This is a genomic window from Nitrospirillum guanabarense (assembly GCF_034653355.1).
Lineage (GTDB): Bacteria > Pseudomonadota > Alphaproteobacteria > Azospirillales > Azospirillaceae > Nitrospirillum.
This window is the reverse complement of sequence record NZ_JAYEER010000004.1, coordinates 1,789,869-1,809,182: the sequence shown is the minus strand read 5'-3', so window position 1 is coordinate 1,809,182 and position 19,314 is coordinate 1,789,869. Positions and strand designations below refer to the sequence as shown.

Genomic DNA, 19,314 nt, shown 5'->3' with positions numbered 1-19,314 from the left:
GGGCACTCGGGGGAAACGGGGGAACTGGAAAAGCGATCCGGCGGGGCGGGGCGGTCAGGGTAGCGCGCCCACCAGCTTGGGACCCTCATCGCCCAGCAGGATCAGACCGCCATCGGCGTCGCGCACCGCGTCGGCCAGGCCCAGGCGGTCGGGGCGGTAGGTCAGCTTGAAGCTGGCGCCGCCATCGCTGCTGCTCAGCACCGTGCCCAACGCGCCCACCAGGACGACATGGCCGTCGGGGGTGGCGACGCCACCCATCAGGCCGGCCTTGGTGCCGGTGTCTATGGTCTGCCAATTCTGGCCGCCGTCGGTGGAGCGGAAGGCGTGGCCCTGCAGGCCAAAGACCACCACGGTCCTGTCGTCCACCGCCACGCCGCTGAACAGCGAACCCTCATAGGGCAGGACGCGCTTGGTCCAGGTGTGGCCTTTGTCGGCGCTGGTGTAGACGCCGCCGGCCTCCCCCACCACCATGCGGGTGTCGCCGCCGGTGGCGAAGATGGCGTTCAGGTGCAGGTCGTCATCGGTGATGCGGCGCTTGGTCCAGGTCTTGCCGCCGTCGGCCGTCTCCAGGAACAGGCCGTAGGCGCCCACCGCGATGCCGTGGTCGGCGTCGTCGAACAGCACATCCATCAGGGGCTGTTCCCAATCGGGCGCGAAGTTCTGCAGCGTCCAGCTTTCGCCGCCGTCGGCGGTGTGCAGGATGGTGGCGTCGTGGCCCACGGCCCAGCCCTGCCTGGCGTCGATGAAGCGCACGCCGGTCAGGGTGGCGTTGGCCGGGGCTGGCGCCTGACGCCAGCTGTGGCCATTGTCGTCGGACAGCAGGATATGCCCGCGTTCCCCCACCGCCACCAGGCGGTTGCCGGCCAGGGCCGCGGCCAACAGCAGCGAGCGGGAGGCCAGGGGCGCGATCAACGCCGGGATGGGGGTGGCGGGCCCTCTGGCTTCCTTGGTTAGCTGTGGGGTGGCCGCGATGGTGGACGACGCAGGGCTGTCGCCCGCCGCCACCTCCCTCGCCCGGAGGTTGTCCCCGGGGGCAAGGCTGGAGGCCAGGGCCAGGGACAGGGCACCGGCGGTAAGCCGGGCGGCGAGGGGGCGGCATTTCATCATTCAAGTCGCGGGCCGCCTCTCGGCGGCCGGCGCCCATAAAACCGGGAAGGGGATGCTGACCCTGTCACGGGGCCGTCGGGGGATATCCGGCGGCCCCGTGACGAGGGGGCAGGATTAGAAGGAGTATTTCAGGCTGAAGCTGATGAAGTCACGATCGTTGATGAGGTTGAAGTCACCACCGCCGAAGAAGTTGGTGTAGTTCACGTCGGCCGACCACTTGTCCAGGAAGGTGGCGGTCAGACCCACCGACACGGCCTTGCGGCCATCGATGAAGGTGCCCACGGGCAGCGGCGTGGTGCCGTGCACGTCATGCTCCCACACGATGCGGGGCATCAGGTTGATGCCGGCGATGGCGTTGAGGTAGTCGAAGCGGGCGACGAGGCGGTAGCCCCATGAGAACTCGGTGCCGAAGCCGCTGGTGGCCACGCTCTCCATGCCGCCCAGGCCCAGGAAGTTGGCGTTGCCGCCCACGTTGGTGCCCGTGCCGCTGAAATGCACGCCGTCCGGCATGTTGTGCACGAAGTCGGCGCCCACTTCGCCCACCAGGATGACCTGGTTGGCGCCTATCATGGGCGGCAGGTCCTTGGTGAAGGTCATCTGGACCTGGCTGATGTCGTAGCGACCATAGCCCTGGATGGTGGTGCCGAACAGGCGCGACGCGCTCTGCTCGATCTGCGCCGTCGTCGTGCCCTGGATGCCGCCCAGGCGCTGGATCAGCGCGTTGGTGTTGAAGATGTGGGCGGCGGCCGTGGCGGCCTGCTGCGCGCCCTGCGTGGCGCCGGCGGTGGCACCGGCCTTGGCGCCGGCGGCGGCACCCTGGGCCTGGCCCGCGGCCTGGGCCGCGGCCAGCGAGGCCGGGCCGCCACGGGCGGCGATGGCGGCCTGGACGGTGGCCTGGACCGGGGCCGGCAGTGCTGTGAAGTTGGTGCCGACCAGCGCCGGGGCGGCGACCGACAGCACCTGGTTCACGGCCGTCTGGTAGGCGGCGGTGGCGGCGGCCAGGCCCTGCGCGGCGCCGGCGGCGGCACCCTGCTGGGCGCCCAGGGCGGCACCCTGCTGGCTGCCGGTCTGGATGAAGCCGAAGACCGACGGGGCGGCCAGCATGGCCTGCAGGACGTCCACGGCGTCGTACTGCAGGGGCTGGCCCTGGCGGTACGAGTACTCACCCTGGATGGCGACGCCTTCAACACTGGTGCTGAAGCTGACGCCATACATCTTGATGTCGTTGACGTAGTCGGCGAAGTAGCCGCTGTGGTTGCTGAACGTCTCCGGGTTGGATGCGAAGTCCCCGAAGCTGCCCACCTTGACCGACAGGTCCGGCACCCGGTTGTTGTACTTCATGAAGAACAGGCCGAAGTCGGTATCGTCCAGTTCCGGCACGGAATAATGGATGCCGAAGCCGAACTGGCCGTCGTCGCGGCCGTTGTGGTCGTTCAGGCGTGGCACGTTGGTGCCGAAGGGCGCGATGGGCGTCACCTGGCCCAGGATGGGGTTCTTGACCGTGCCGTTGGTCTCGATGGCGTGCTGCAGCGGGCTGTCGGCGGCCAGCGGGTTGCCGAAGGGCAGGGACAGGTAGCGGGCGCCCGGCGACAGCGCGTCGTCGCTGCTGAAATAGGTGCCGGCCGGATCCAGCAGCGTCTTCTCCCACTTGAACTGGTAGAAGGCTTCCACGCTGAGGTTGTTGGTCAGGCCCAGATTGGCGCTGATCATCGGCACCGGCAGGAAGACTTCCTTCAGTTCCGTGCCCGGCTGGTGCAGGGCGGAGACGTCGACCGGGTTGATGGCGTTGATGCCGTTGGGGATGAAGGTGCTTTCACCCCAGCTCAGCACCTGGTTGCCGACGCGCATGCTGAGCGAGGTGCCGCCACCCAGGTCGAAGTTGCCATAGGCGTAGGCGTCCAGCAGGCGGGCGTAGGCCGCCGACTGGTCGCGGGCGGTGGAGCTCAGCGTGAAGGCGCCGGTGCGGGCGCCCGAGGTGCTGTTGGCGTCGTTGTTGATCGGGTCGTAGAAGAAGGTCGCGCGTCCGAAGAAGCCGATGTTGTCGTAGTCCAGCTTCAGTTCGTTGGTCATGCGGCCGGTGGCCGACACCAGGCCGGTGCCATAGTTCAGGTCGCCGTTGTCCTGGTTGATGGAGGAGGCGTTGCCGCCGTTGGCCTTGCCCACCAGGTTCTTGTCGCGCTCCTGAACGCGGATCAGGCCGCCGAAGGTCAAGGTGGTGTTGAAGCTGCCCTGAAGGTCGCCACTGTTGAAGTCCAGGGCGCGCGCCGGCGTTGAGGCAAACAGCGATGTACCCAGCGCCGCGACGCTCACGCCCGCCAGAATACGAGATTTCAGGCACGACTTCCCAAAGACGTTCGCCACCATGCGTCTTTCCTCCCTGTACGTTTTTTTTAAGACGCGACCATTCCTGGCATTCCTGCCTGGGACTCGCGTCCAGCCTCTCTGCGCCAAGCCTCGGTTTTCCAGGCGTTGCCGTCAAGCATTGATGAACAGGATCAAGGGATTCCGCGCCGGATAGGGCAAATCTGCAACGCCATTCAACTCGGATTCAGGGGGTTCCGAAGAGGTGTTTGCCGGGTTGCCAGTAGGCGTCAAGCCGGGTTCAGGACGCGACCGCCTGCATCTTTGTCGGCTTCAAAAAAGTTTTGCAGAAATCGTCCGCCGGGCGCGGTTTTGAGAAGAAGAAGCCCTGAAGCTGGTCGCACTGGTGCCGACGCAGGAAGTCCAGCTGCTCTTGGGTCTCGATTCCCTCCGCCACCACGGTCAGGCCCAGCTGCCGGCCCATGGCGATGATGGTGGCGGCGATGGCGGCCGTGTCGGTGTTGGAGGTCGCCTCCGACACGAAGGACCGGTCGATCTTCAGCGTGGTGATGGGCAGGCGCCGCAGGTAGGACAGCGAGGAATAGCCCGTGCCGAAGTCGTCGATGGCGATGGAGATGCCGTGGGACCGCAGCTCCGCCAGCGTGTCGGCGATATAGGCCAAGTTGGACATCATCGCGGTCTCGGTGATCTCCAGCTCCAGGAACTCCGGCCCCACGGCGTACTCCTGCAGCAGCTGGCGCACCCGCTCGGCGAACTGGCCCGAGGAGACCTGGCGGACGGAGACGTTGACGGCCACCGGCAGGGGCTGGAGCCCCTGTTCCTGCCAGGCGCGGATCTGGGCCAGGGCGGTACGCATGACCCATTCGCCGATAGGGACGATCAGGCCGTTCTCCTCCGCCATGGGGATGAAGCGGGCGGGGAAACGGGCCCCATCTCCGGATGGTGCCAGCGGATCAGCGCCTCCGTCCCCACGGGCTGCAGCGTCTCCAGATCGATCTTGGGCTGGTAGTGCAGGGTGAACTGGTTGAGGTCCAGGGCCTCGCGCAGCGCGTGCTCCATGGACAGCCGCGCCACCGCCTCCTCGTTCATGCGGGGGGTGAAGAACTGGTAGCTGTTGCCGCCCGCGGCCTTGGCGTTGTCCATGGCGGTGGCGGCGTCGCGCAGCAGGGCGTCGGTGTCCGACGCGTCGCCCGGGAACAGGCTGATGCCGATGGAGGTGGTGATGAACAGCTGCTGGCCGTCGATGGCGAAGGGTCGGGTCAGGCCCACCAGGATGGCCTCGGCGATGCGGGCGGCCACCTGCGGTTCCGGCAGATCCTCGGCGATCACCATGAACTCGTCGGCGCCCATGCGGCCCACCGTGTCGGCGGCGCGCACGCAGGACACCAGGCGCTGGCCCAGCGCGCGCAGCAGCTTGTCGCCCACCTGGCTGCCCAGGCTGTCGTTCACCAGCTTGAACCGGTCCAGGTCCATGACCAGCACGGCGACGGAGGTGCCCTTGCGGGCGCCGTGGGCGATGGCGTGCTGCAGGCGGTCCTGCAGCAGGGTGCGGTTGGCCAGGCCCGTCAGCGGATCGTGGGTGCTGACGTACAGCAGCTGTTCCTCGAAGCGCTTGCGGTCGGTCACGTCGGTCATGGTGCCGGTGAAGCGCAGGGGGCGTCCCCGCTCATCCCGGATGGCCAGGCCGCGCGCCTCGATCCACAGCCAGCCGCCGTCGTTCTTGCGCAGGCGGAAGACGCTCAGGTAATCGCCGCTCTCGCCCGACAGGTAGCGCTCGATGGTGCCCATGGTGGCGGGCGCGTCATCGGGATGCAGCAGGGCCTCCAGCGGCTTGTCATGCCAGGGGCTGGCGCCGCCGGGATAGCCCAGCATTTCCAGGAACTCGGGGCTCCACCACGTCAGGCCAGTGGCGAAGTCGGCGTCGAACACGCCGGATCGGGTGGCGCTGACGGCCTGCTTCAGCCGCTCCTCGCTCTCGCGCACGGCCCGCTCCGACCGCTTGCGCTGGGTGATGTCCTGGATGACGCAAATGGCGGTGCGGCGGGCGCCCACGCGCATCTGGCTGACGCCGAAGGCCATGGCGAAGACGGTGCCGTCGCGCCGACGGCCCTGCACCTCCGACCGCTGTTCCCCGCCGTGGCTGCCGCCCTGGCGGCGCAGGCTGGTCATCAGCTCCGTCGACACGCGCGGCCAGTCCTCATCGGCGATGAAGCTGACGAAGGGCTGGCCCGCGGCCTGGCCCGGCTCGTACCCGAACAGCTGGTGGGCGGCGCGGTTCATGGTGGCGACCCGCAAATCCTCATCCAGGGTGATGATGCCGTCGGCCACGTTGTCCATGATGCCGGACAGATGGGTCTCACGCTCGCGCAGGCGGGCCTCCACCCGCTCGCGCTCCACCAGCGCCCGGTCGAATTCCAGCAGCAGCTCGTTGGTGGTGCTGGCCAGCAGGCCCAGCTCGTCATCCGCGTGCTGCGGCGGCACGGTCAGCAGCAGGTCCGCCGGACGGCGGGCGTCCACGGCGGCGATGCCACGCGTCAGCCGCAGGAAGGGCTTGGACAGCGAGATGTAGAAGACCACCACCAGGATCAGGGCCAGCGCCACCGTCCACACCAGACCCACGCCCAGCACGATGGCGGAGCGGCGGAAGAAATCCAGGGCGATCAGGTAGCGGTCGACGCTGACCTTCAGCACGCCCACGTTCTGGTGGTGGCGCTCGATGACCAGCTGGATGGAGAAGGTCTTTTCCTGCGGCAGCAGGATCTCCGCCAGCCACTTCAGGCCGCCTTCGGTTTCCGGCCGGTCCTTGGCGGCCAGCTGGTTGCCGAAATCCTCATAGATCACGGCGTGGTACAGGGGGCGGTATTCGAACAGGCCCGTCAGCACCCGTTCCGCCAGCGCTTGGTCGAAGGCGTAGGCCGCCTCCGCCGCCGGCTGGCGCGCGGTGCTCAGCACCTGCTGCACCAGCTGGTCGGTTTGCTGCTCGACGTTGAACAGGTCGTAGGTGATCTGGGCGGTATTGAGGATGATGCCCAGCGCCAGGGTCAGCAGGGCGGTGTTGCGCGCCTGCTTGTAGGACAGGCGCTTGCGCAGCGGCAGGCGCACCTTCTTGCGCGGCGTGGGCCTGCCCTCCGCCGGGGTGCCCGGCCCCGCATCCGATGCCTGGGGTCCCCCATCCCGCGATGCGCCGCCGGTGACGGGCGATGCGTTCCCGAACTGTGCCAGGGTGCGGGACGACGACGGTGCCTCGGAGGACGGTGGGGGCGTCATGCCAACCTTTAGGTCGCGGGGCGTTCAGGACTGCGGGCGGTACAACCGCCTGAAGATGACCTTAAGACGTATGGGGTGCCGGAGTCTCGCACTTCCGTACGGGCGATGCCGTGGGACAGGTCAGCGTTCCTCGACGATGTTGCGGAAAATCTTCAACCATTCGTCGGCGGTGGCGCGCTTGCGGAAGCTGACGACCAGCGGCTGAGGGAAGCGCCGCGTCTTCAGCGTCATCTCGAAATGCTGGTCCTTGGCCTGGTAGCGCCAGGCCGCCAGGTCCTTGGCGGCCAGCAGCACGGGCGGCCGCTTGTCCAGGCCCTTACCGATGACGGCCACGCGGCCGCGCGCCTCGTCGGCGGCGATGCCGGTGCCCTCATGGGCGTGGCGTTCGGTGATGGTGAAGCCTTCCAGCGCGTCGAAGCGGCGGAAGATCTCGGCTTCGGATGGGCCGCGCGTGGCCAGCCAGGCGATAAGCGCCAGGGCCAGGCCCACCCCCATCACAGCCAGGACGATCAGCAGCAGCATGGGGTTAGGGATAGAATGAACCGGCCGGCCCCGCAACCATGCGCTGCGGGCCGGCCCGGGGGCTTGACTTACCAACTGCCGGTGTTGGGCATGGAGGCCCAGGGTTCCTGCGGGGGCAGGGCGTCGCCGGCTTGCAGCAGTTCGATGGAGATCTGGTCGGGGGAGCGGACGAAGGCCATGTGGCCGTCACGCGGCGGGCGGTTGATGGTGACGCCCGCGTCCATCAGCCGCTGGCAGGTGGCGTAGATGTCGTCCACGGCGAAGGCCAGGTGGCCGAAGTTGCGGCCGCCGGTATAGACCTCCGGATCCCAGTTCCAGGTCAGCTCCACCTCCGACTCCGGTGAGCCCGGGGCCGCCAGGTAGACCAGGGTGAAACGGCCCTTCTCGTAGTCGCGGCGGCGCACCAGTTCCAGCCCCAGCTTGTTGACGTAGAAGTCCAGCGAGGCGTCCAGGTCGGTGACGCGGACCATGGTGTGCAGGTATTTCATCGGCGGGGTTCCCGGGTGGCCATGTATGCGGAAGCCGACCTTAGGCCCTTGGCGCCAAAGACGAAAGCCCGCCGGTTTCCCGGCGGGCTTCCTGATGGGGTGGGGCTGCCCCGCGCAGCGCCACCCCGGGGATGGGACGAGGCTCAGTGCCCGGCGTTGCGGATGCGCACCTGGCCGGAGCCGTGCTGGCTGATGGACTGGTTGGCGGCGACGCCGTCCATGGTGAAGTCGCCCGAGCCGGCGATGTCCACCGACAGCGGATCGGCCTTGCCGGCATGGATGGTGACGTTGCCGCTGCCGTGGATTTCCGCCGAGACGGCGCCGTTGACCGAGGCCATGTCGACATTGCCGGAGCCGCTGATTTCCAGCGACACCTCGCCATTGGTCTTGCCGGTGCGCACCTTGCCGGAGCCCTTGATCTCCACCGAGACGGCCTTGGCGATGTCGCCCACGCTGATGTTGCCGCTGCCGGTCACGTCCAGGGCGGCGGACTGCACCCGCCCGACCGTGACGGAACCGGAATGCAGATCCTCGATCGCCAGGTCGGCGTTCAGGTCGCCCGCGGTCAGGTCACCGACGAAATCCTCGATCGCCAGGCTGGTGCCAGCGGGCAGGGTGACGCTGACCTTCATGAAGTCGCGGTCGCTGTAATGCTCGTGGTGGCGGTGCTCCTGCTCCACCTTGGCCTTGTCGCCCTCGCTGTGGAAGGATAGGCGGTTCACCTGGTCGTCGTCGCCGGTGGCGGTGACGGTGATCTCCTTGGCGGAGGACGACACTGTGATCTCGACATTGGCCACCAGGCCTTCCAGCTCCAGCGTGCGGCCATGCAGGGTCTGCGGGCCGATGGTGCCGGCGTAGGCCGGGGCCGCAGTAAAGGCGATGATCGCGGCGGTCAGGGGGGCGGCGGCCAGCGGTGCCAGGGACAGGGTGGCCAGGCGGTGGGGCATGCGGAACATAAGCGGGGTCTCCCTGACGAAAAGGCGGGAAGCGCCAGCGGCGGGCGGGGCTTCCGGATCGGTCCGGCCCATCGTACCGGACCGGTTACGGCCTTTAACGCAAGGGGTGTGCCAGTCCCGGAACCCGCAGGATTCCTGGACCATGCCGGGGATTGTCCAATGTGAATGGCGATTTAATCGCCATTCACGCCAGGCGGGTGGTGGATTTCGCCATTATTCCGGCGCGGCCGCCTTGCCGCTGATCAGGTCCACCCATTCCTGTTCCGTCAGGAGGGTCAGGCCCAACTCGCGGGCCTTGGTGGCCTTGGACCCGGCGTCGGCGCCGACGACGACATAGTCGGTCTTGGCGCTGACCGAGCCCGCGACCTTGGCGCCCAGGCTCTCGGCCTTGGCCTTGGCCTCGCTGCGGCCCATGGTTTCCAGCGTGCCGGTGAAGACCACGGTCTTGCCCACGACGGGCGACCCGGTGGTGGTGGGGCGCTGGTAGGTCTCAACGGTGATCTGGGCCAGCAGGCGGTCCAGCAGGGCGCGGTTATGCTCTTCCCGGAAGAAGGCCATCATGTCGTCGGCCACACCCACGCCGATCTGCTCGATGGCGCACAGCTCGGCATAGGCCTCGCCCACCAGCTCGGGCTTGCGCTCGGTCGGTTGGTCAGCCCGCTCCTCCGCCGCCTTGATCATGGCATCCCGCCAGTGTTCCACCGTCAGGTAGTGGCGGGCCAGCAGCTTGGCCGTGGCCTCGCCGACCTGGCGGATGCCCAGGGCGTAGATCAGGCGGTCAAGGCCGATGGTGCGGCGGGCCTCGATGGCGGCGAACAGCTTCTCCACTGACTTCTTGCCGAAGCCGGTCATGGTGACGATGCGGTCCAGCCGTTCGCTCTCGCGCTTCTCCAAGGTGAAGATGTCGGCCGGCTCGCGGATGCGGTCCTGGTTGAAGAACAGGCGCATGCGCTCGATGCCCAGGCCTTCGATGTCGAAGGCCAGGCGGCTGGTGAAATGGATCAGGCGCTCCACCGCCTGGGCGGGGCAGATCAGGCCGCCGGTGCAGCGGCGTACCACGCCATCGGGCTCGGCCACCGCTTCTTCCGGGGTGGGCGCCTCTGTGCCATCGGGCGTGGCGCCATCTTCCGGCGTGCCGCTTTCCACCGCGGCCGTTTCCGCCGCCACGTCGGCCTTCTCGGCGGTGGAGCGCACGGCCAGGCTGCCGCAGGCGGGGCAGTGGGTGGGAAATTCGAAGGGCTGGCTGTCGGCGGGGCGCAGGGTGGGGACGACGCCGACGATCTGCGGAATGACGTCGCCGGCGCGCTGGACGATGACCGTGTCGCCCACGCGCACGTCCTTGCGGCGGATCTCGTCCTCGTTATGCAGGGTGGCGCGCGAGACGACCACGCCCCCCACGGTGATGGGTTCCAGCTCCGCCACCGGCGTCAGGGCACCGGTGCGGCCCACTTGGATGCTGATGGCCTTCAGCAGGGTCTGCGCCTTTTCAGCCGGATACTTGTGGGCGGTGGCCCAGCGCGGCGTGCGGGTGCGGAAGCCCAGGCGTTCCTGCAGATCCAGCCGATCCACCTTGTAAACCACGCCGTCGATGTCGAAGGGCAGCGTGGCGCGCTGGGCGCCGATGTCGCGGTAGTACGCCAGCAACTCATCGGCCGCGCGGCACAGCCTGGATGGCTCGCTGATGGTGAAACCCAGCTCGGCCAGACGCCGGCGGCTTTCCGACTGGGTGGCGCCCAGCGGCTCCGACAGCTCACCCCAGGTATAGGCGAAGAAGCGCAGGGGCCGATCCGCCGTGATGCCGGCGTCCAGCTGGCGAAGGCTGCCGGCGGCGGCGTTGCGCGGGTTGGCGAAGACCTTCTCGCCCTTCTCCGCCTGCGCCTTGTTCAGCGCCAGGAAATCCTCGCGCCGCATATAGACCTCGCCGCGCACCTCCAGCACCGCCGGCGCCTTGCCTTTGAGCGTGTTGGGGATGTCGTCGATGGTGCGCACGTTGGCGGTGACGTCCTCGCCCTCCGCGCCGTCGCCGCGCGTGGCGGCTTGCACCAGCTGCCCGTCCTCATAGCGGATGGACAGGGACAGGCCGTCGATCTTGGGCTCGGCCACGAAGTCCAAGGGTGCTCCCTCGTCCAGCACCAGGAAGCGGCGGATGCTGGCCACGAAGTCGGTGACGTCCTCGTCCTCGAAGGCGTTGCCCAGCGACAGCATGGGCACCGTGTGCCTCACCTTGCCGAAGCCGGCGGCGGGGGCCGCCCCCACCGTGACCGTGGGGCTGTCGGCGCCGGCCAGTTCGGGGAAACGGGCCTCGATGGCCGTCAGGCGCCTCTCCAGCGCATCGTAGTCGGCGTCGGATATTTCCGGCGCGTCCTTCTGGTAATAGAGGGCGCGGTGATGGCCGATTTCGGCCACCAGCCGGGCGTGTTCCGCCCGGGCATCCTCTAGGGTCAAGGCGTCGACGGCTTGCTTGGCGGCCATGGCATGTACTCAGGCGAAAGCGGAGGGGGGAAGACGACGGGCTCAGCCGGCGGCCATCAGTTCGGACGCGGCGGCGCGCGCGGCGGCGGTGATCTCGGCGCCCGACAGCATGCGGGCGATCTCCTCCCGCCGTTCCTCGGACGACAGGATGACCACGTCGGTCGTGGTCTTGCCACCCGCCACGCGCTTGCGCACGTTCAGGTGCTGCTGGCCGCGCGCCGCCACCTGCGGGCTGTGGGTCACCACCAGCACCTGCAAGCCACGGCCCAGACGGGCCAGGCGTTCACCGACCGCATCGGCCACGGCGCCGCCGATGCCGGTGTCGACCTCGTCGAACACCAGGGTGGGCACGGTGCCGACCTGGGCCAGAATGACCTTCAGCGCCAGCATGAAGCGGGCGAGTTCGCCGCCGGACGCGATCTTGGCCAGGGGGCCCGGCGGGGCGCCGGGATTGGTGGCGACGGTGAAGGCCACGCGATCGCTCCCGCCGGGGCCCCAATCGGCCTCGCCCACCGCCTCCACGGCGGTGACGAAGCGGGCCTTCTCCAGCTTCAGGGGCGCCAGTTCGGCCATGACGGCCCTGTCCAGCTTGCCGGCGACACGGCGCCGCTCCTCCGTCAGGGATGAGGCGGCGGCGGCGTAGGCCTGTTTGGCCTCCGCCGCTTCCTTGGCCAGGCGGGTCAGCAGGTCGCCCTGGTCCTCGATCAACGACAGGCGGCGGGCGAAGTCGGCGCGCAACGTCGCCAGGCCGGTGACGGCGATGCCGTGCTTGCGGGCGCAGGCGCGCAGGGCGAACAGCCGCTCCTCCAGCTTTTCCAGGCTGGCGCCGTCATGGTCCATGTCGCCGGCCATGACCTGCAGGCTGCGGGCCGCCTCCCCGATCTCGGCGGCGGCCTGGTCCAGGACGGCGATCAGCGGGTCCAGCTGGCCGGCGGCCTTGTCGGCCACGCGGGTCAGATGGCGCAAGGCGTTGGCGATGGCGCGTTGGGCCCCCCGCTCGCCGGAGATCTCGCCGGCGGCGCCCGTCAGCGCCTCTACCAGCTTTTCCCGGTGCATCATGACGGCGCGCCTTTCGGCCAGCGCCTCTTCCTCGTTGTCCTTGGGGTCCAGCGCGTCCAGCTCCGACAGCGCGTGGCGGACGTATTCCTCTTCCTCGCGTGCGCGGGCGGCCTCGCGGTCGGCATCGGCCCGGGCCGTCTCAGCCGCCTGCCAGGCGCGGTAAAGGCCCGACAACTGGGCGCGCTTGGACCCCAAGCCGGCATAATCGTCCAGCAGGTCCCGGTGGGTCAGGGGATTCAGCAGGCCGTGGGTGTCGAACTGGCCGTGCACCTCCACCAGCGTCTCGCCCACGCGGCGCAGCAGGGCCACACCCACCGGCTGGTCGTTGATGAAGGCGCGGGACCGGCCGTCGGTGGTGACGGTGCGCCGCAGGACCAGGGTGGTGTCGGCATCCAGGTCCTGTTCGCGCAGCAGGGCCAGGGCGGGGTGATCGTCGCGCCGCGCGCCCAGATCAAACTCGGCCACCACCGTGGCCTGCTCGGCGCCATGGCGCACCAGCCCGCTGTCACCACGGCCGCCCAAGGCAAGGCCCAAGGCGTCCAGCAGGATGGACTTGCCGGCGCCGGTCTCACCGGTCAGCACGCACAAGCCTTGGCCGAACGACAGGTTCAGCCGTTCGATCAGGACCACGTCACGGATCGAGAGGGACGCCAGCATGGCACTCACCCGGTTTTGCGAGCCTCGGGACGATACACTCCAGACGACAAGGGCCCCGGACAGGTCTGCGGCCGATCCGGAGCCCCGCTGTCGGGATATGATTTTTCTAGGGCTTAATCGCCGAAAAGCCAACCCAAGAAGCCACGGTCCTTGCTTTCCTGGCGGGGCTTCTCGCCCTTGTCGTCCGCCTTCTGGTCGGCGGGCTTCAGGTCGGCCGGCTTGGCGTCGGGCTTGTCCGCCGCCGGCGCCGTCTGGCCCTCGGGGGCCGCGACGGGCGCATCGACGCGGGGGCCGGCGGCCGGGGTGGCCGTGGGCCCGTCGGCCGGGGCCTTGGCCGCCAGGTTGACGGGGATGACGCGCGGCTTGGGCAGATCCTTCACCAGGTCGTAGGTATTCTGGTACCAGTCGCTGCCCGGGTAGTTGTAGCCCAGCACGGCGGCGGCCTTGCGCGCCTCGTCCAGCATGCCCAGCGACAGGTAGACCTCCACCAGGCGGTGCAGGGCCTCCGGGACGTGGCTGGTGCTCTGGTACTGGTCCACCACCTGGCGGAAGCGCTTCATGGCGGCCAGGTTCAGGCTCACGCTCTGGTAATAGCGGCCGACGTCCATCTCCTTGCCCGCCAGGTGGTCGCGGGTCAGGTCGATCTTCAGCTTGGCGTCGCGGGCGTAGGGGCTTGAGGGGAAGCGGCGGATGACCTCTTCCAAGGCCTTCAGCGACTGCACGGTCGGTGTCTGGTCGCGCCGCACGTCGGAGATCTGCTCGTAATAGCAGAGGCCCTTCAGATAATAGGCATAGGCGACGTTGGGGTTGCCGGGGTGCAGGCTGATGAAGCGGTCCAGCGAGCCGACGGCCTCATCATACTTGTTGGCCTGGTAATAGGCGTAGGCCGCCATCAGCTCGGCGCGCATGGCCCAGGTGGAATAGGGGTGCTGCTGTTCCACGGCGCCGAACAGCAGGGCCGCCTTCTGGTATTCGCCGCGATCGATGGCGTTGCCGGCCTCGGAGTAGATCTGCTCCACCGGGCGTTCGATGTAGGGCGCTTCCTTCTCCTCGCTGGAGCACGCCGCGACGGCCAGGAGGGCGAGCGGGGCCAGAAGGCGGAGGTGGCGGGGCGACAAGGCAATGCGAAGGGAGGACAAGGGCATCTTCTCGGAGCGGAATAGGCGGCGGGATGCGCGACGGCGTGTTATAGCACGGGTCAGCCGCCCGTCGCCAAGCGGCACATTGTCGACCAAACGGCGAAATTTCCTAAAAATCGTCCCTGCGGGAACCCCAGTCCCCAGCGCGCCTATCCTACACGGGTGGATAGGATGGGGTCGGCGGGGCATTTTTGCATCGACACCCGGCCGCGTTCGGGGGTGGATGTACGGCAGGTCAACCGCTAGATACTTTATTAAGTCGCCTTTCCAGGACACTCTATTCACCGCCATGCCCGACAAGACGGCCAAGCCCAGCGTCACGGAATTCAACTTCGCGCATCCGGCGTTGTGCCTGCCCAATTCCTTTTTCGCGCTCAGTCACGGCGAGCCGGTGCTGCAGGTCGACCTGGGCGACGCCCGGGGCGCCATCCCCCTGCGCCAAGTGGCGCAGATGTTCTCCATCTCCCCGGAAAGCGGCGACGGTCAGCTCCTGGGCATGGTCGCGCAGAGCCTGCGCTTCGTGCGCATCATCCAGAATGGTGACCGCATCCCGTCGGAAATCGTGGATGGCACGGCGTCCTGGACCATCGAGTCCCGCCACCGCGATCTGGCCTTCATCAAGATCGGCGGGTCGCTGCTGAAGGCCATCGCCGGCGCCCGCGCCGACGCGACCGCCACCCTGGATGAGAGCGAGGAGGCCAAGCGCCGCATGCGCGAACAGGCGGCCGAGATCGCCGCCCTGGTCGGTGTGGCCGTGGAGCGCAAGCAGGAGGTGGTGGACAGGGTGGAGGTGCTGGCCAACGAGCTGGCTTTCCTGGAGGCGCTGCGGGAGTATTTCAAGCCGGTGTTCGATATCGGCCGCAAGCTGCGCGAGATGCAGAAGCTGGCCCGTGGCGACCGTGAGCTGGACCACCAGCTGCGTCGCATCCAGTCGCTGCTGAAGGTGCCGGTGGAGAAGTACCGTGCCTGGTTCGATGAGGTGGAGGCCGGCACGGGCGAGGCCGTGGCGGCGCTGAAGCAGTTCGAGGGCACGGTCGCCATGCTGCGCCGGCATCGGGACAACCTGCACTTCGAAACCCTGGCCTGGGAAGACCTTCCCCAGCGCTGGAAGGCCCTGGACCCCGCGAAGGATGAGGCGATGCTGGAGATCGGCCGTCTCTATCGTTTCCTGGCGTCGCGCTATCTCGACACCAAGGTGTGGTTCGGCGGCTGACGGCGACTGTCGACAGCGGCTCGCTGTCCGGCGATGAACGGTTCCGCCTGTCCGCAAACGGACAGTGGGCAATTCCGGACGCTGAGATGGTGGTCATATTCGCCAAATGTGGCGAATGCGGCCAATTAGTGGCGCCGTCTGGTCAACGACCTATAAACCCTTAACCAAGAACGACGGAATTCCGCGGCTTTCGGCGGTTGGCACACCCCTTGCTGATAGAGGAGGCATCAGCCCACCACCCTCCGATGGAGATCAAGATGTCGTCCTTCAATGCCGCGCCCCGTACCGCTTCCTTCCGCTTCTTCAAGTATCTGCCCAGCACCGAGATGGTCGAGACCGTCGCCATGCTGGCCGTGGCGCTGGTGATCAGCGTCAGCGTGAACACGATGCTTTGATCCAGACACATTGAACGAAGATAGGGATACGCAATCATGACCACCCGGACCGTCAGCGCCCCGAACAGCAACGCCACCAGCTTCGCCGACCGCCTGAGCGCCGTCCTGCCCCGGGCTGCCGCCGTGGTCGAAACCGCTGGCATGCTGGCCGTCGCCGCCGTCATCGCGCTGTGCATCAACGCCATGCTGTGAACGTCCCCAGGGATACGCGCGCCGCTCCTGTGCGTCATAAGGGGAGCGGCGCTGGCCGGATCGCCGGCACAACCGAAAAGGCCTTCTTCCCTCGCGGGGAAGAGGGCCTTTCGCTTTTCGGGGCGTTCCATGTCGGGGGGCAGGCCGTAGGCGCCGCCCGAAGAGATCTCGAGTACGTGAAGATCGCCCTGCAAGGAAGTGGCCCAGACATGCTCCATGGCGACGCCGTGCCGGCCGGCCGGCTCGGTGGGGGCTGAGCTTGACCATGGAGCCCTTGGTGTTCGTCGCGACGGTCCTTGGTGGCGCATCCAAGGTGGCGACCTCCACTCAAGGGAGGCGTGGCGTTCTGGCGTGGCCGTGCGCCAGCGTACAGCGGCGCGTGTCCGTAAACGGACAGTGTTCGCCACCGTGCGGAACATAATCGCTCATTCCAACACTAAGTCGCCATTGCGACCAAATTCTGGTGGCGCGATGGCGCGGCGGTGGCGCGTGAAGACCCAAACTCCAGGATTTCCGCCATTTCGACGAGTTGGCACGCCCCTTGCTCTTATAGGAACATCACCGACCAACGATCCTGATGGAGAGAGAAATGACCGCCTTCGCCGCTTCCAGCCGCACCACTTCCTTCCGCTTTTTCAAGGTGTTGCCCGACACCGCCGTCGTCGAGGGCGTGGCCATGATGGCCGTGGCCCTGCTGATCGCCGCCAGCATCAACGCCATGCTGTAAGCCGACCCGGCCCACCCACGTTCCTGCCAACCGACCATCGCCCGACCAGCGATCATCATTCAGAAGGGGATTTAAGATCATGACCACCGTCACCGCCACCGAGGCCGCCGTCACCACCGGTTTCGCCGCCCGCCTGTCCACCTTCGTCGAGACCGCCGGCATGCTGTCCGTCGCCGCCGTCATGGCCCTGTGCATCAACGCCATGCTGTGACGCCAAGCTGATCGATCCGCGCGCCCTGCCGTGAATGGGGCGCGCCGGCCGGGGTTCCGGCACAACCGAAAAGGCCTTCTTCCCGAATGGGTAAGAGGGCCTTTCGCTTTTGGGACACTACGCTTCAGGGCCGCCGTAGTGAGCCTCTTCAAAAATCCAGATGCCCCGGTCCTCGCCCTCCATCATCAGGGCGTAGGCGGCATGCGCATCTGTGGCTGGGGGAATATCGACGATGTATCCCCGCCCACCGACCTCGCCTTCAAAGGTGCAGCCCAGCGCCTGGATGGCTTGCCAATGACGCAGGAAGTCCTAAATCGTCGTCTTCTGGGCCAGGCGAATGCGATAGGTGGAATGGCCCTGGCGGGCATGGACGCGCCGGAATAGCAGCAGGCCATCCTCTGGCTGAGCGACGACGATGTCCTGATAGCTCAGGCCATAGGCGCTGCCCGGGGAGTTCTCCAGGACGTAGAGATCGCCACCAAAGGCGTGGCCCAGACATGCTCCATGGCGACGCCGTGCCAGTCGGTCGGGTCGGTGGGAATGGTGAGCTTGATCATGGAGCGCTTGGTATTCATCACGGCGGTTCCCGCGCGGCCTTCGGATCAGACAGCTTACCCGTGACAGCGCTCGGCGCCCCCGCCTTAAACCGTACGTCAGCGGACAGGGGGATGATGTACGCAAACGGACAGTGTTCACCGTCGCACAGTATAGAATGACTCATTTCAACACTAAATCGTCATTGCGGCCAAATTCTGGCGGTGTGATGGCGAGGCGGTGGTGCGTGAAGGCCCGCACCCCAGGATTTCCGCCATTTTGATGAGTTGGCACGGCCCTTGCTCTTATAGGGACATCACCGACCAACGATCCTGATGGAGAAAGAAATGACCGCCTTCGCCGCTTCCAGCCGCACCGCTTCCTTCCGCTTTTTCAAGGTGTTGCCCGACACCGCCGCCGTCGAGGGCGTGGCCATGATGGCCGTGGCCCTGCTGATCGCCGCCAGCATCAACGCCATGCTGTAAACCCACCCGGCCCACCCACGTTTCCTGCCAACCGACCATCGCCCGACCAGCGATCATCATTCAGAAGGGGATTAAGATCATGACCACCGTCACCGCCACCGAGACCGCCGTCACCACCGGTTTTGCCGCCCGCCTGTCCGCCTTCGTCGAGGCCGCCGGCATGCTGTCCGTCGCCGCCGTCATGGCCCTGTGCATCAACGCCATGCTGTGAGGCGCCAATACTGTCCAGACCCGACGGCCGGGATTCCCGGCCGGAAACGGAAAAGGCCTTCTTCCCGGATGGGGAAGAAGGCCTTTTCGTTTGAGGCTCAGTGATTGGTGTTTGTTTGGTTTTTGGTGCTTGTTGGCCGGACGGACGGCGGCGTGATTCGTCCATTCGAGTATCAGGTATTCAAGTATCAGGCGGTGGCCAGCAGCGGCTGCTCCCAAGCCGGGACGAAGGCGGCGTCCATTTCCTCGACAATCTCGTAGGCGGAGGCGTCGGCGAACAGGGCGTGCAGCAGCTTGTTGTTCAGCGCGTGGCCGGACCGGATGCCGGAGTAGTGGCCGACGATGGCGTGGCCCGCCATGTACAGGTCGCCCACGGCGTCCAGGATCTTGTGGCGCACGAATTCGTCATCGAAGCGCAGGCCGCCCTCGTTCAGGACGCGGTCACCGTCGATGACGATGGCGTTGTCCATGGAACCGCCCCGGGCCAGGCCGGCGCGGCGCAGCATGTCCACTTCCTGCAGGAAGCCGAAGGTGCGGGCCTCGGCCACCTCATCCTTGAAGCTGTCGGCTTCCAGGCGGACGAACCCTTCCTGACGGCGGACGGCGGCGCTGGCGAAGTCGATCTCGAACGCGAAGCTGGAGCCCGAGGCCGGGGTCAGGGTGGCGACCTTCTCGCCCTCCACCACCGACACGGGGCGCAGCACGCGGATGACGCGGCGGGCCGCCTCCTGCTGGATGATGCCGGCGCACTCGATCAGAAAGACGAAGGGGGCGGCGCTGCCGTCCATGATGGGAACCTCGGCCCCGTCCAGGTCGATGAACAGGTTGTCGATGCCACAGCCGCGCAGAGCGGACATGACATGCTCAACCGTGCCCACCGTGGCGCCGGTGGCGTTGGCGACGACCGTGCACAGGCGGGTGTCGACCACCGCGTCCCAACGGGCCGGCACGGCCGCCTGGGCGTCGGTGGCACCACCGCGCAACAGATCCACCCGACGGAAGACGATGCCGGTGTTCACCGGCGCCGGGCGCATCGTCATGGCAACGGGTAGGCCGGAATGCAGACCGACACCGGTGCAGTTGATGGGGGCCTTCAGCGTCTGCTGGCGGGCGGCGGTGGTGGGTTCACGATCGGCGTACACGGTTCCAACTTCCTTATTCGGCCGTGATACGGATGGGCCAAGGCCTTTCCTGCATCACGTGCGCCCCAGGGTTATATCCACCGGGGACTTTGCGTTCGGACGGGGGGAGGCGGGCGGGGCGGTCCAACCGTGACCACCTCAATCGCGATGTGCGGGCCTGCCATCCACGTCCGGCGACCGGTCCGGCTTGCGGTCGAATGATCGACCCAGCCGCCT

19 protein-coding genes and 1 pseudogene are annotated in these 19,314 nt (G+C 67.4%); 8 read left to right on the top strand and 12 right to left on the bottom strand.

Annotated elements, in window-relative coordinates; genetic code table 11:
• Positions 1-54: 54 nt before the first annotated feature.
• From UAA55_RS26390 to UAA55_RS26350, 9 genes and pseudogenes are all read right to left on the bottom strand, one after another.
• Positions 55-1,107 carry a WD40/YVTN/BNR-like repeat-containing protein gene (locus tag UAA55_RS26390; protein WP_322956491.1) on the bottom strand — a complete coding sequence of 351 codons (1,053 nt, stop codon included), beginning with the start codon at positions 1,105-1,107 and terminating at the stop codon, positions 55-57.
• A 114-nt stretch (positions 1,108-1,221) separates the two neighbouring features.
• A complete protein-coding gene (locus UAA55_RS26385; protein ID WP_322956489.1) occupies positions 1,222-3,471 on the bottom strand; it encodes a DUF1302 domain-containing protein in 2,250 nt (749 codons plus the stop codon).
• Positions 3,472-3,709: 238 nt separating this feature from the next.
• A pseudogene (locus tag UAA55_RS26380) lies at positions 3,710-5,766 on the bottom strand (putative bifunctional diguanylate cyclase/phosphodiesterase).
• A gap of 1,050 nt (positions 5,767-6,816) precedes the next feature.
• A complete protein-coding gene (locus tag UAA55_RS26375; RefSeq protein ID WP_322956487.1) occupies positions 6,817-7,218 on the bottom strand; it encodes a hypothetical protein in 402 nt (133 codons plus the stop codon).
• Positions 7,219-7,286: 68 nt separating this feature from the next.
• The gene (locus UAA55_RS26370) at positions 7,287-7,706 is read right to left on the bottom strand and encodes a VOC family protein (RefSeq protein ID WP_040844566.1); all 420 of its coding nucleotides are present in this window, start codon (positions 7,704-7,706) and stop codon (positions 7,287-7,289) included.
• A 143-nt stretch (positions 7,707-7,849) separates the two neighbouring features.
• Positions 7,850-8,662, bottom strand: coding sequence for a GIN domain-containing protein (locus UAA55_RS26365; RefSeq protein ID WP_322956484.1), 813 nt, complete (start codon positions 8,660-8,662; stop codon positions 7,850-7,852).
• Positions 8,663-8,875: 213 nt separating this feature from the next.
• Entirely contained in the window at positions 8,876-11,134 is a 2,259-nt protein-coding gene (gene ligA, locus UAA55_RS26360) for an NAD-dependent DNA ligase LigA (RefSeq protein ID WP_322956482.1), read from the bottom strand.
• A gap of 42 nt (positions 11,135-11,176) precedes the next feature.
• The gene (gene recN / locus UAA55_RS26355) at positions 11,177-12,850 is read right to left on the bottom strand and encodes a DNA repair protein RecN (protein ID WP_322956480.1); all 1,674 of its coding nucleotides are present in this window, start codon (positions 12,848-12,850) and stop codon (positions 11,177-11,179) included.
• Positions 12,851-12,963: 113 nt separating this feature from the next.
• Positions 12,964-13,989 (bottom strand): outer membrane protein assembly factor BamD, encoded by a 1,026-nt coding sequence (locus UAA55_RS26350; protein ID WP_416235227.1) that lies wholly within the window; start codon positions 13,987-13,989, stop codon positions 12,964-12,966.
• A 289-nt stretch (positions 13,990-14,278) separates the two neighbouring features.
• Between UAA55_RS26350 and UAA55_RS26345 the strand changes: the two genes are divergently transcribed.
• From UAA55_RS26345 to UAA55_RS26320, 6 genes are all read left to right on the top strand, one after another.
• Entirely contained in the window at positions 14,279-15,202 is a 924-nt protein-coding gene (locus tag UAA55_RS26345; RefSeq protein WP_322956476.1) for a hypothetical protein, read from the top strand.
• 257 nt (positions 15,203-15,459) lie between these two features.
• Positions 15,460-15,597, top strand: a complete 138-nt coding sequence (locus UAA55_RS26340) for a hypothetical protein (RefSeq protein ID WP_157999494.1) — start codon at positions 15,460-15,462, stop codon at positions 15,595-15,597.
• Between the two features lie 36 nt (positions 15,598-15,633).
• On the top strand, positions 15,634-15,789 hold the full coding sequence (locus tag UAA55_RS26335) for a hypothetical protein (protein ID WP_322956473.1): 156 nt from the start codon (positions 15,634-15,636) through the stop codon (positions 15,787-15,789).
• Between the two features lie 589 nt (positions 15,790-16,378).
• Entirely contained in the window at positions 16,379-16,516 is a 138-nt protein-coding gene (locus tag UAA55_RS26330; protein WP_322956471.1) for a hypothetical protein, read from the top strand.
• Positions 16,517-16,595: 79 nt separating this feature from the next.
• Positions 16,596-16,727 carry a hypothetical protein gene (locus tag UAA55_RS26325; RefSeq protein ID WP_322956470.1) on the top strand — a complete coding sequence of 44 codons (132 nt, stop codon included), beginning with the start codon at positions 16,596-16,598 and terminating at the stop codon, positions 16,725-16,727.
• A gap of 138 nt (positions 16,728-16,865) precedes the next feature.
• On the top strand, positions 16,866-17,111 hold the full coding sequence (locus tag UAA55_RS26320; RefSeq protein ID WP_322956468.1) for a hypothetical protein: 246 nt from the start codon (positions 16,866-16,868) through the stop codon (positions 17,109-17,111).
• On the opposite strand, the gene UAA55_RS31425 is transcribed toward UAA55_RS26320, so the two are convergent.
• Together UAA55_RS31425 and UAA55_RS26315 are read right to left on the bottom strand one after the other, a co-directional pair.
• Positions 17,037-17,222, bottom strand: coding sequence for a DUF4265 domain-containing protein (locus UAA55_RS31425; protein ID WP_416235247.1), 186 nt, complete (start codon positions 17,220-17,222; stop codon positions 17,037-17,039). The two genes, UAA55_RS26320 and UAA55_RS31425, sit on opposite strands and share 75 nt — an antisense overlap.
• Complete coding sequence (locus UAA55_RS26315) at positions 17,156-17,302, bottom strand: hypothetical protein (RefSeq protein WP_322956467.1); 147 nt, start codon at positions 17,300-17,302, stop codon at positions 17,156-17,158. The genes UAA55_RS31425 and UAA55_RS26315 overlap by 67 nt, the downstream gene beginning before the upstream one ends.
• A 306-nt stretch (positions 17,303-17,608) precedes the next feature.
• On the opposite strand from UAA55_RS26315, the gene UAA55_RS26310 reads away from it, so the two are divergent.
• Together UAA55_RS26310 and UAA55_RS26305 are read left to right on the top strand one after the other, a co-directional pair.
• The gene (locus UAA55_RS26310) at positions 17,609-17,746 is read left to right on the top strand and encodes a hypothetical protein (RefSeq protein ID WP_186291146.1); all 138 of its coding nucleotides are present in this window, start codon (positions 17,609-17,611) and stop codon (positions 17,744-17,746) included.
• Between the two features lie 79 nt (positions 17,747-17,825).
• On the top strand, positions 17,826-17,957 hold the full coding sequence (locus UAA55_RS26305; RefSeq protein WP_276328575.1) for a hypothetical protein: 132 nt from the start codon (positions 17,826-17,828) through the stop codon (positions 17,955-17,957).
• 187 nt (positions 17,958-18,144) lie between these two features.
• Here the strand turns inward: UAA55_RS26305 and lpxC are convergent, their stop codons facing one another.
• A complete protein-coding gene (lpxC, locus tag UAA55_RS26300) occupies positions 18,145-19,098 on the bottom strand; it encodes a UDP-3-O-acyl-N-acetylglucosamine deacetylase (RefSeq protein ID WP_322956464.1) in 954 nt (317 codons plus the stop codon).
• Positions 19,099-19,314 lie beyond the last annotated feature (216 nt).

Excerpts from the sequence above, each read along its gene's own strand:
- UAA55_RS26310 (WP_186291146.1), top strand. The coding sequence starts at position 17,609 with ATGACCGCCTTCGCCGCTTCCAGCCGCACCGCTTCCTTCCGCTTTTTC.
- UAA55_RS26335 (WP_322956473.1), top strand. The coding sequence starts at position 15,634 with ATGACCACCCGGACCGTCAGCGCCCCGAACAGCAACGCCACCAGCTTC.
- UAA55_RS26325 (WP_322956470.1), top strand. The coding sequence starts at position 16,596 with ATGACCACCGTCACCGCCACCGAGGCCGCCGTCACCACCGGTTTCGCC.
- UAA55_RS26305 (WP_276328575.1), top strand. The coding sequence starts at position 17,826 with ATGACCACCGTCACCGCCACCGAGACCGCCGTCACCACCGGTTTTGCC.
- UAA55_RS26365 (WP_322956484.1), bottom strand. The coding sequence starts at position 8,662 with ATGTTCCGCATGCCCCACCGCCTGGCCACCCTGTCCCTGGCACCGCTG.
- UAA55_RS26385 (WP_322956489.1), bottom strand. The coding sequence starts at position 3,471 with ATGGTGGCGAACGTCTTTGGGAAGTCGTGCCTGAAATCTCGTATTCTG.
- UAA55_RS26330 (WP_322956471.1), top strand. The coding sequence starts at position 16,379 with ATGACCGCCTTCGCCGCTTCCAGCCGCACCACTTCCTTCCGCTTTTTC.
- recN (WP_322956480.1), bottom strand. The coding sequence starts at position 12,850 with ATGCTGGCGTCCCTCTCGATCCGTGACGTGGTCCTGATCGAACGGCTG.
- UAA55_RS26345 (WP_322956476.1), top strand. The coding sequence starts at position 14,279 with ATGCCCGACAAGACGGCCAAGCCCAGCGTCACGGAATTCAACTTCGCG.
- ligA (WP_322956482.1), bottom strand. The coding sequence starts at position 11,134 with ATGGCCGCCAAGCAAGCCGTCGACGCCTTGACCCTAGAGGATGCCCGG.
- UAA55_RS26375 (WP_322956487.1), bottom strand. The coding sequence starts at position 7,218 with ATGCTGCTGCTGATCGTCCTGGCTGTGATGGGGGTGGGCCTGGCCCTG.
- UAA55_RS26340 (WP_157999494.1), top strand. The coding sequence starts at position 15,460 with ATGTCGTCCTTCAATGCCGCGCCCCGTACCGCTTCCTTCCGCTTCTTC.
- UAA55_RS26370 (WP_040844566.1), bottom strand. The coding sequence starts at position 7,706 with ATGAAATACCTGCACACCATGGTCCGCGTCACCGACCTGGACGCCTCG.
- UAA55_RS26315 (WP_322956467.1), bottom strand. The coding sequence starts at position 17,302 with ATGAATACCAAGCGCTCCATGATCAAGCTCACCATTCCCACCGACCCG.
- UAA55_RS26390 (WP_322956491.1), bottom strand. The coding sequence starts at position 1,107 with ATGATGAAATGCCGCCCCCTCGCCGCCCGGCTTACCGCCGGTGCCCTG.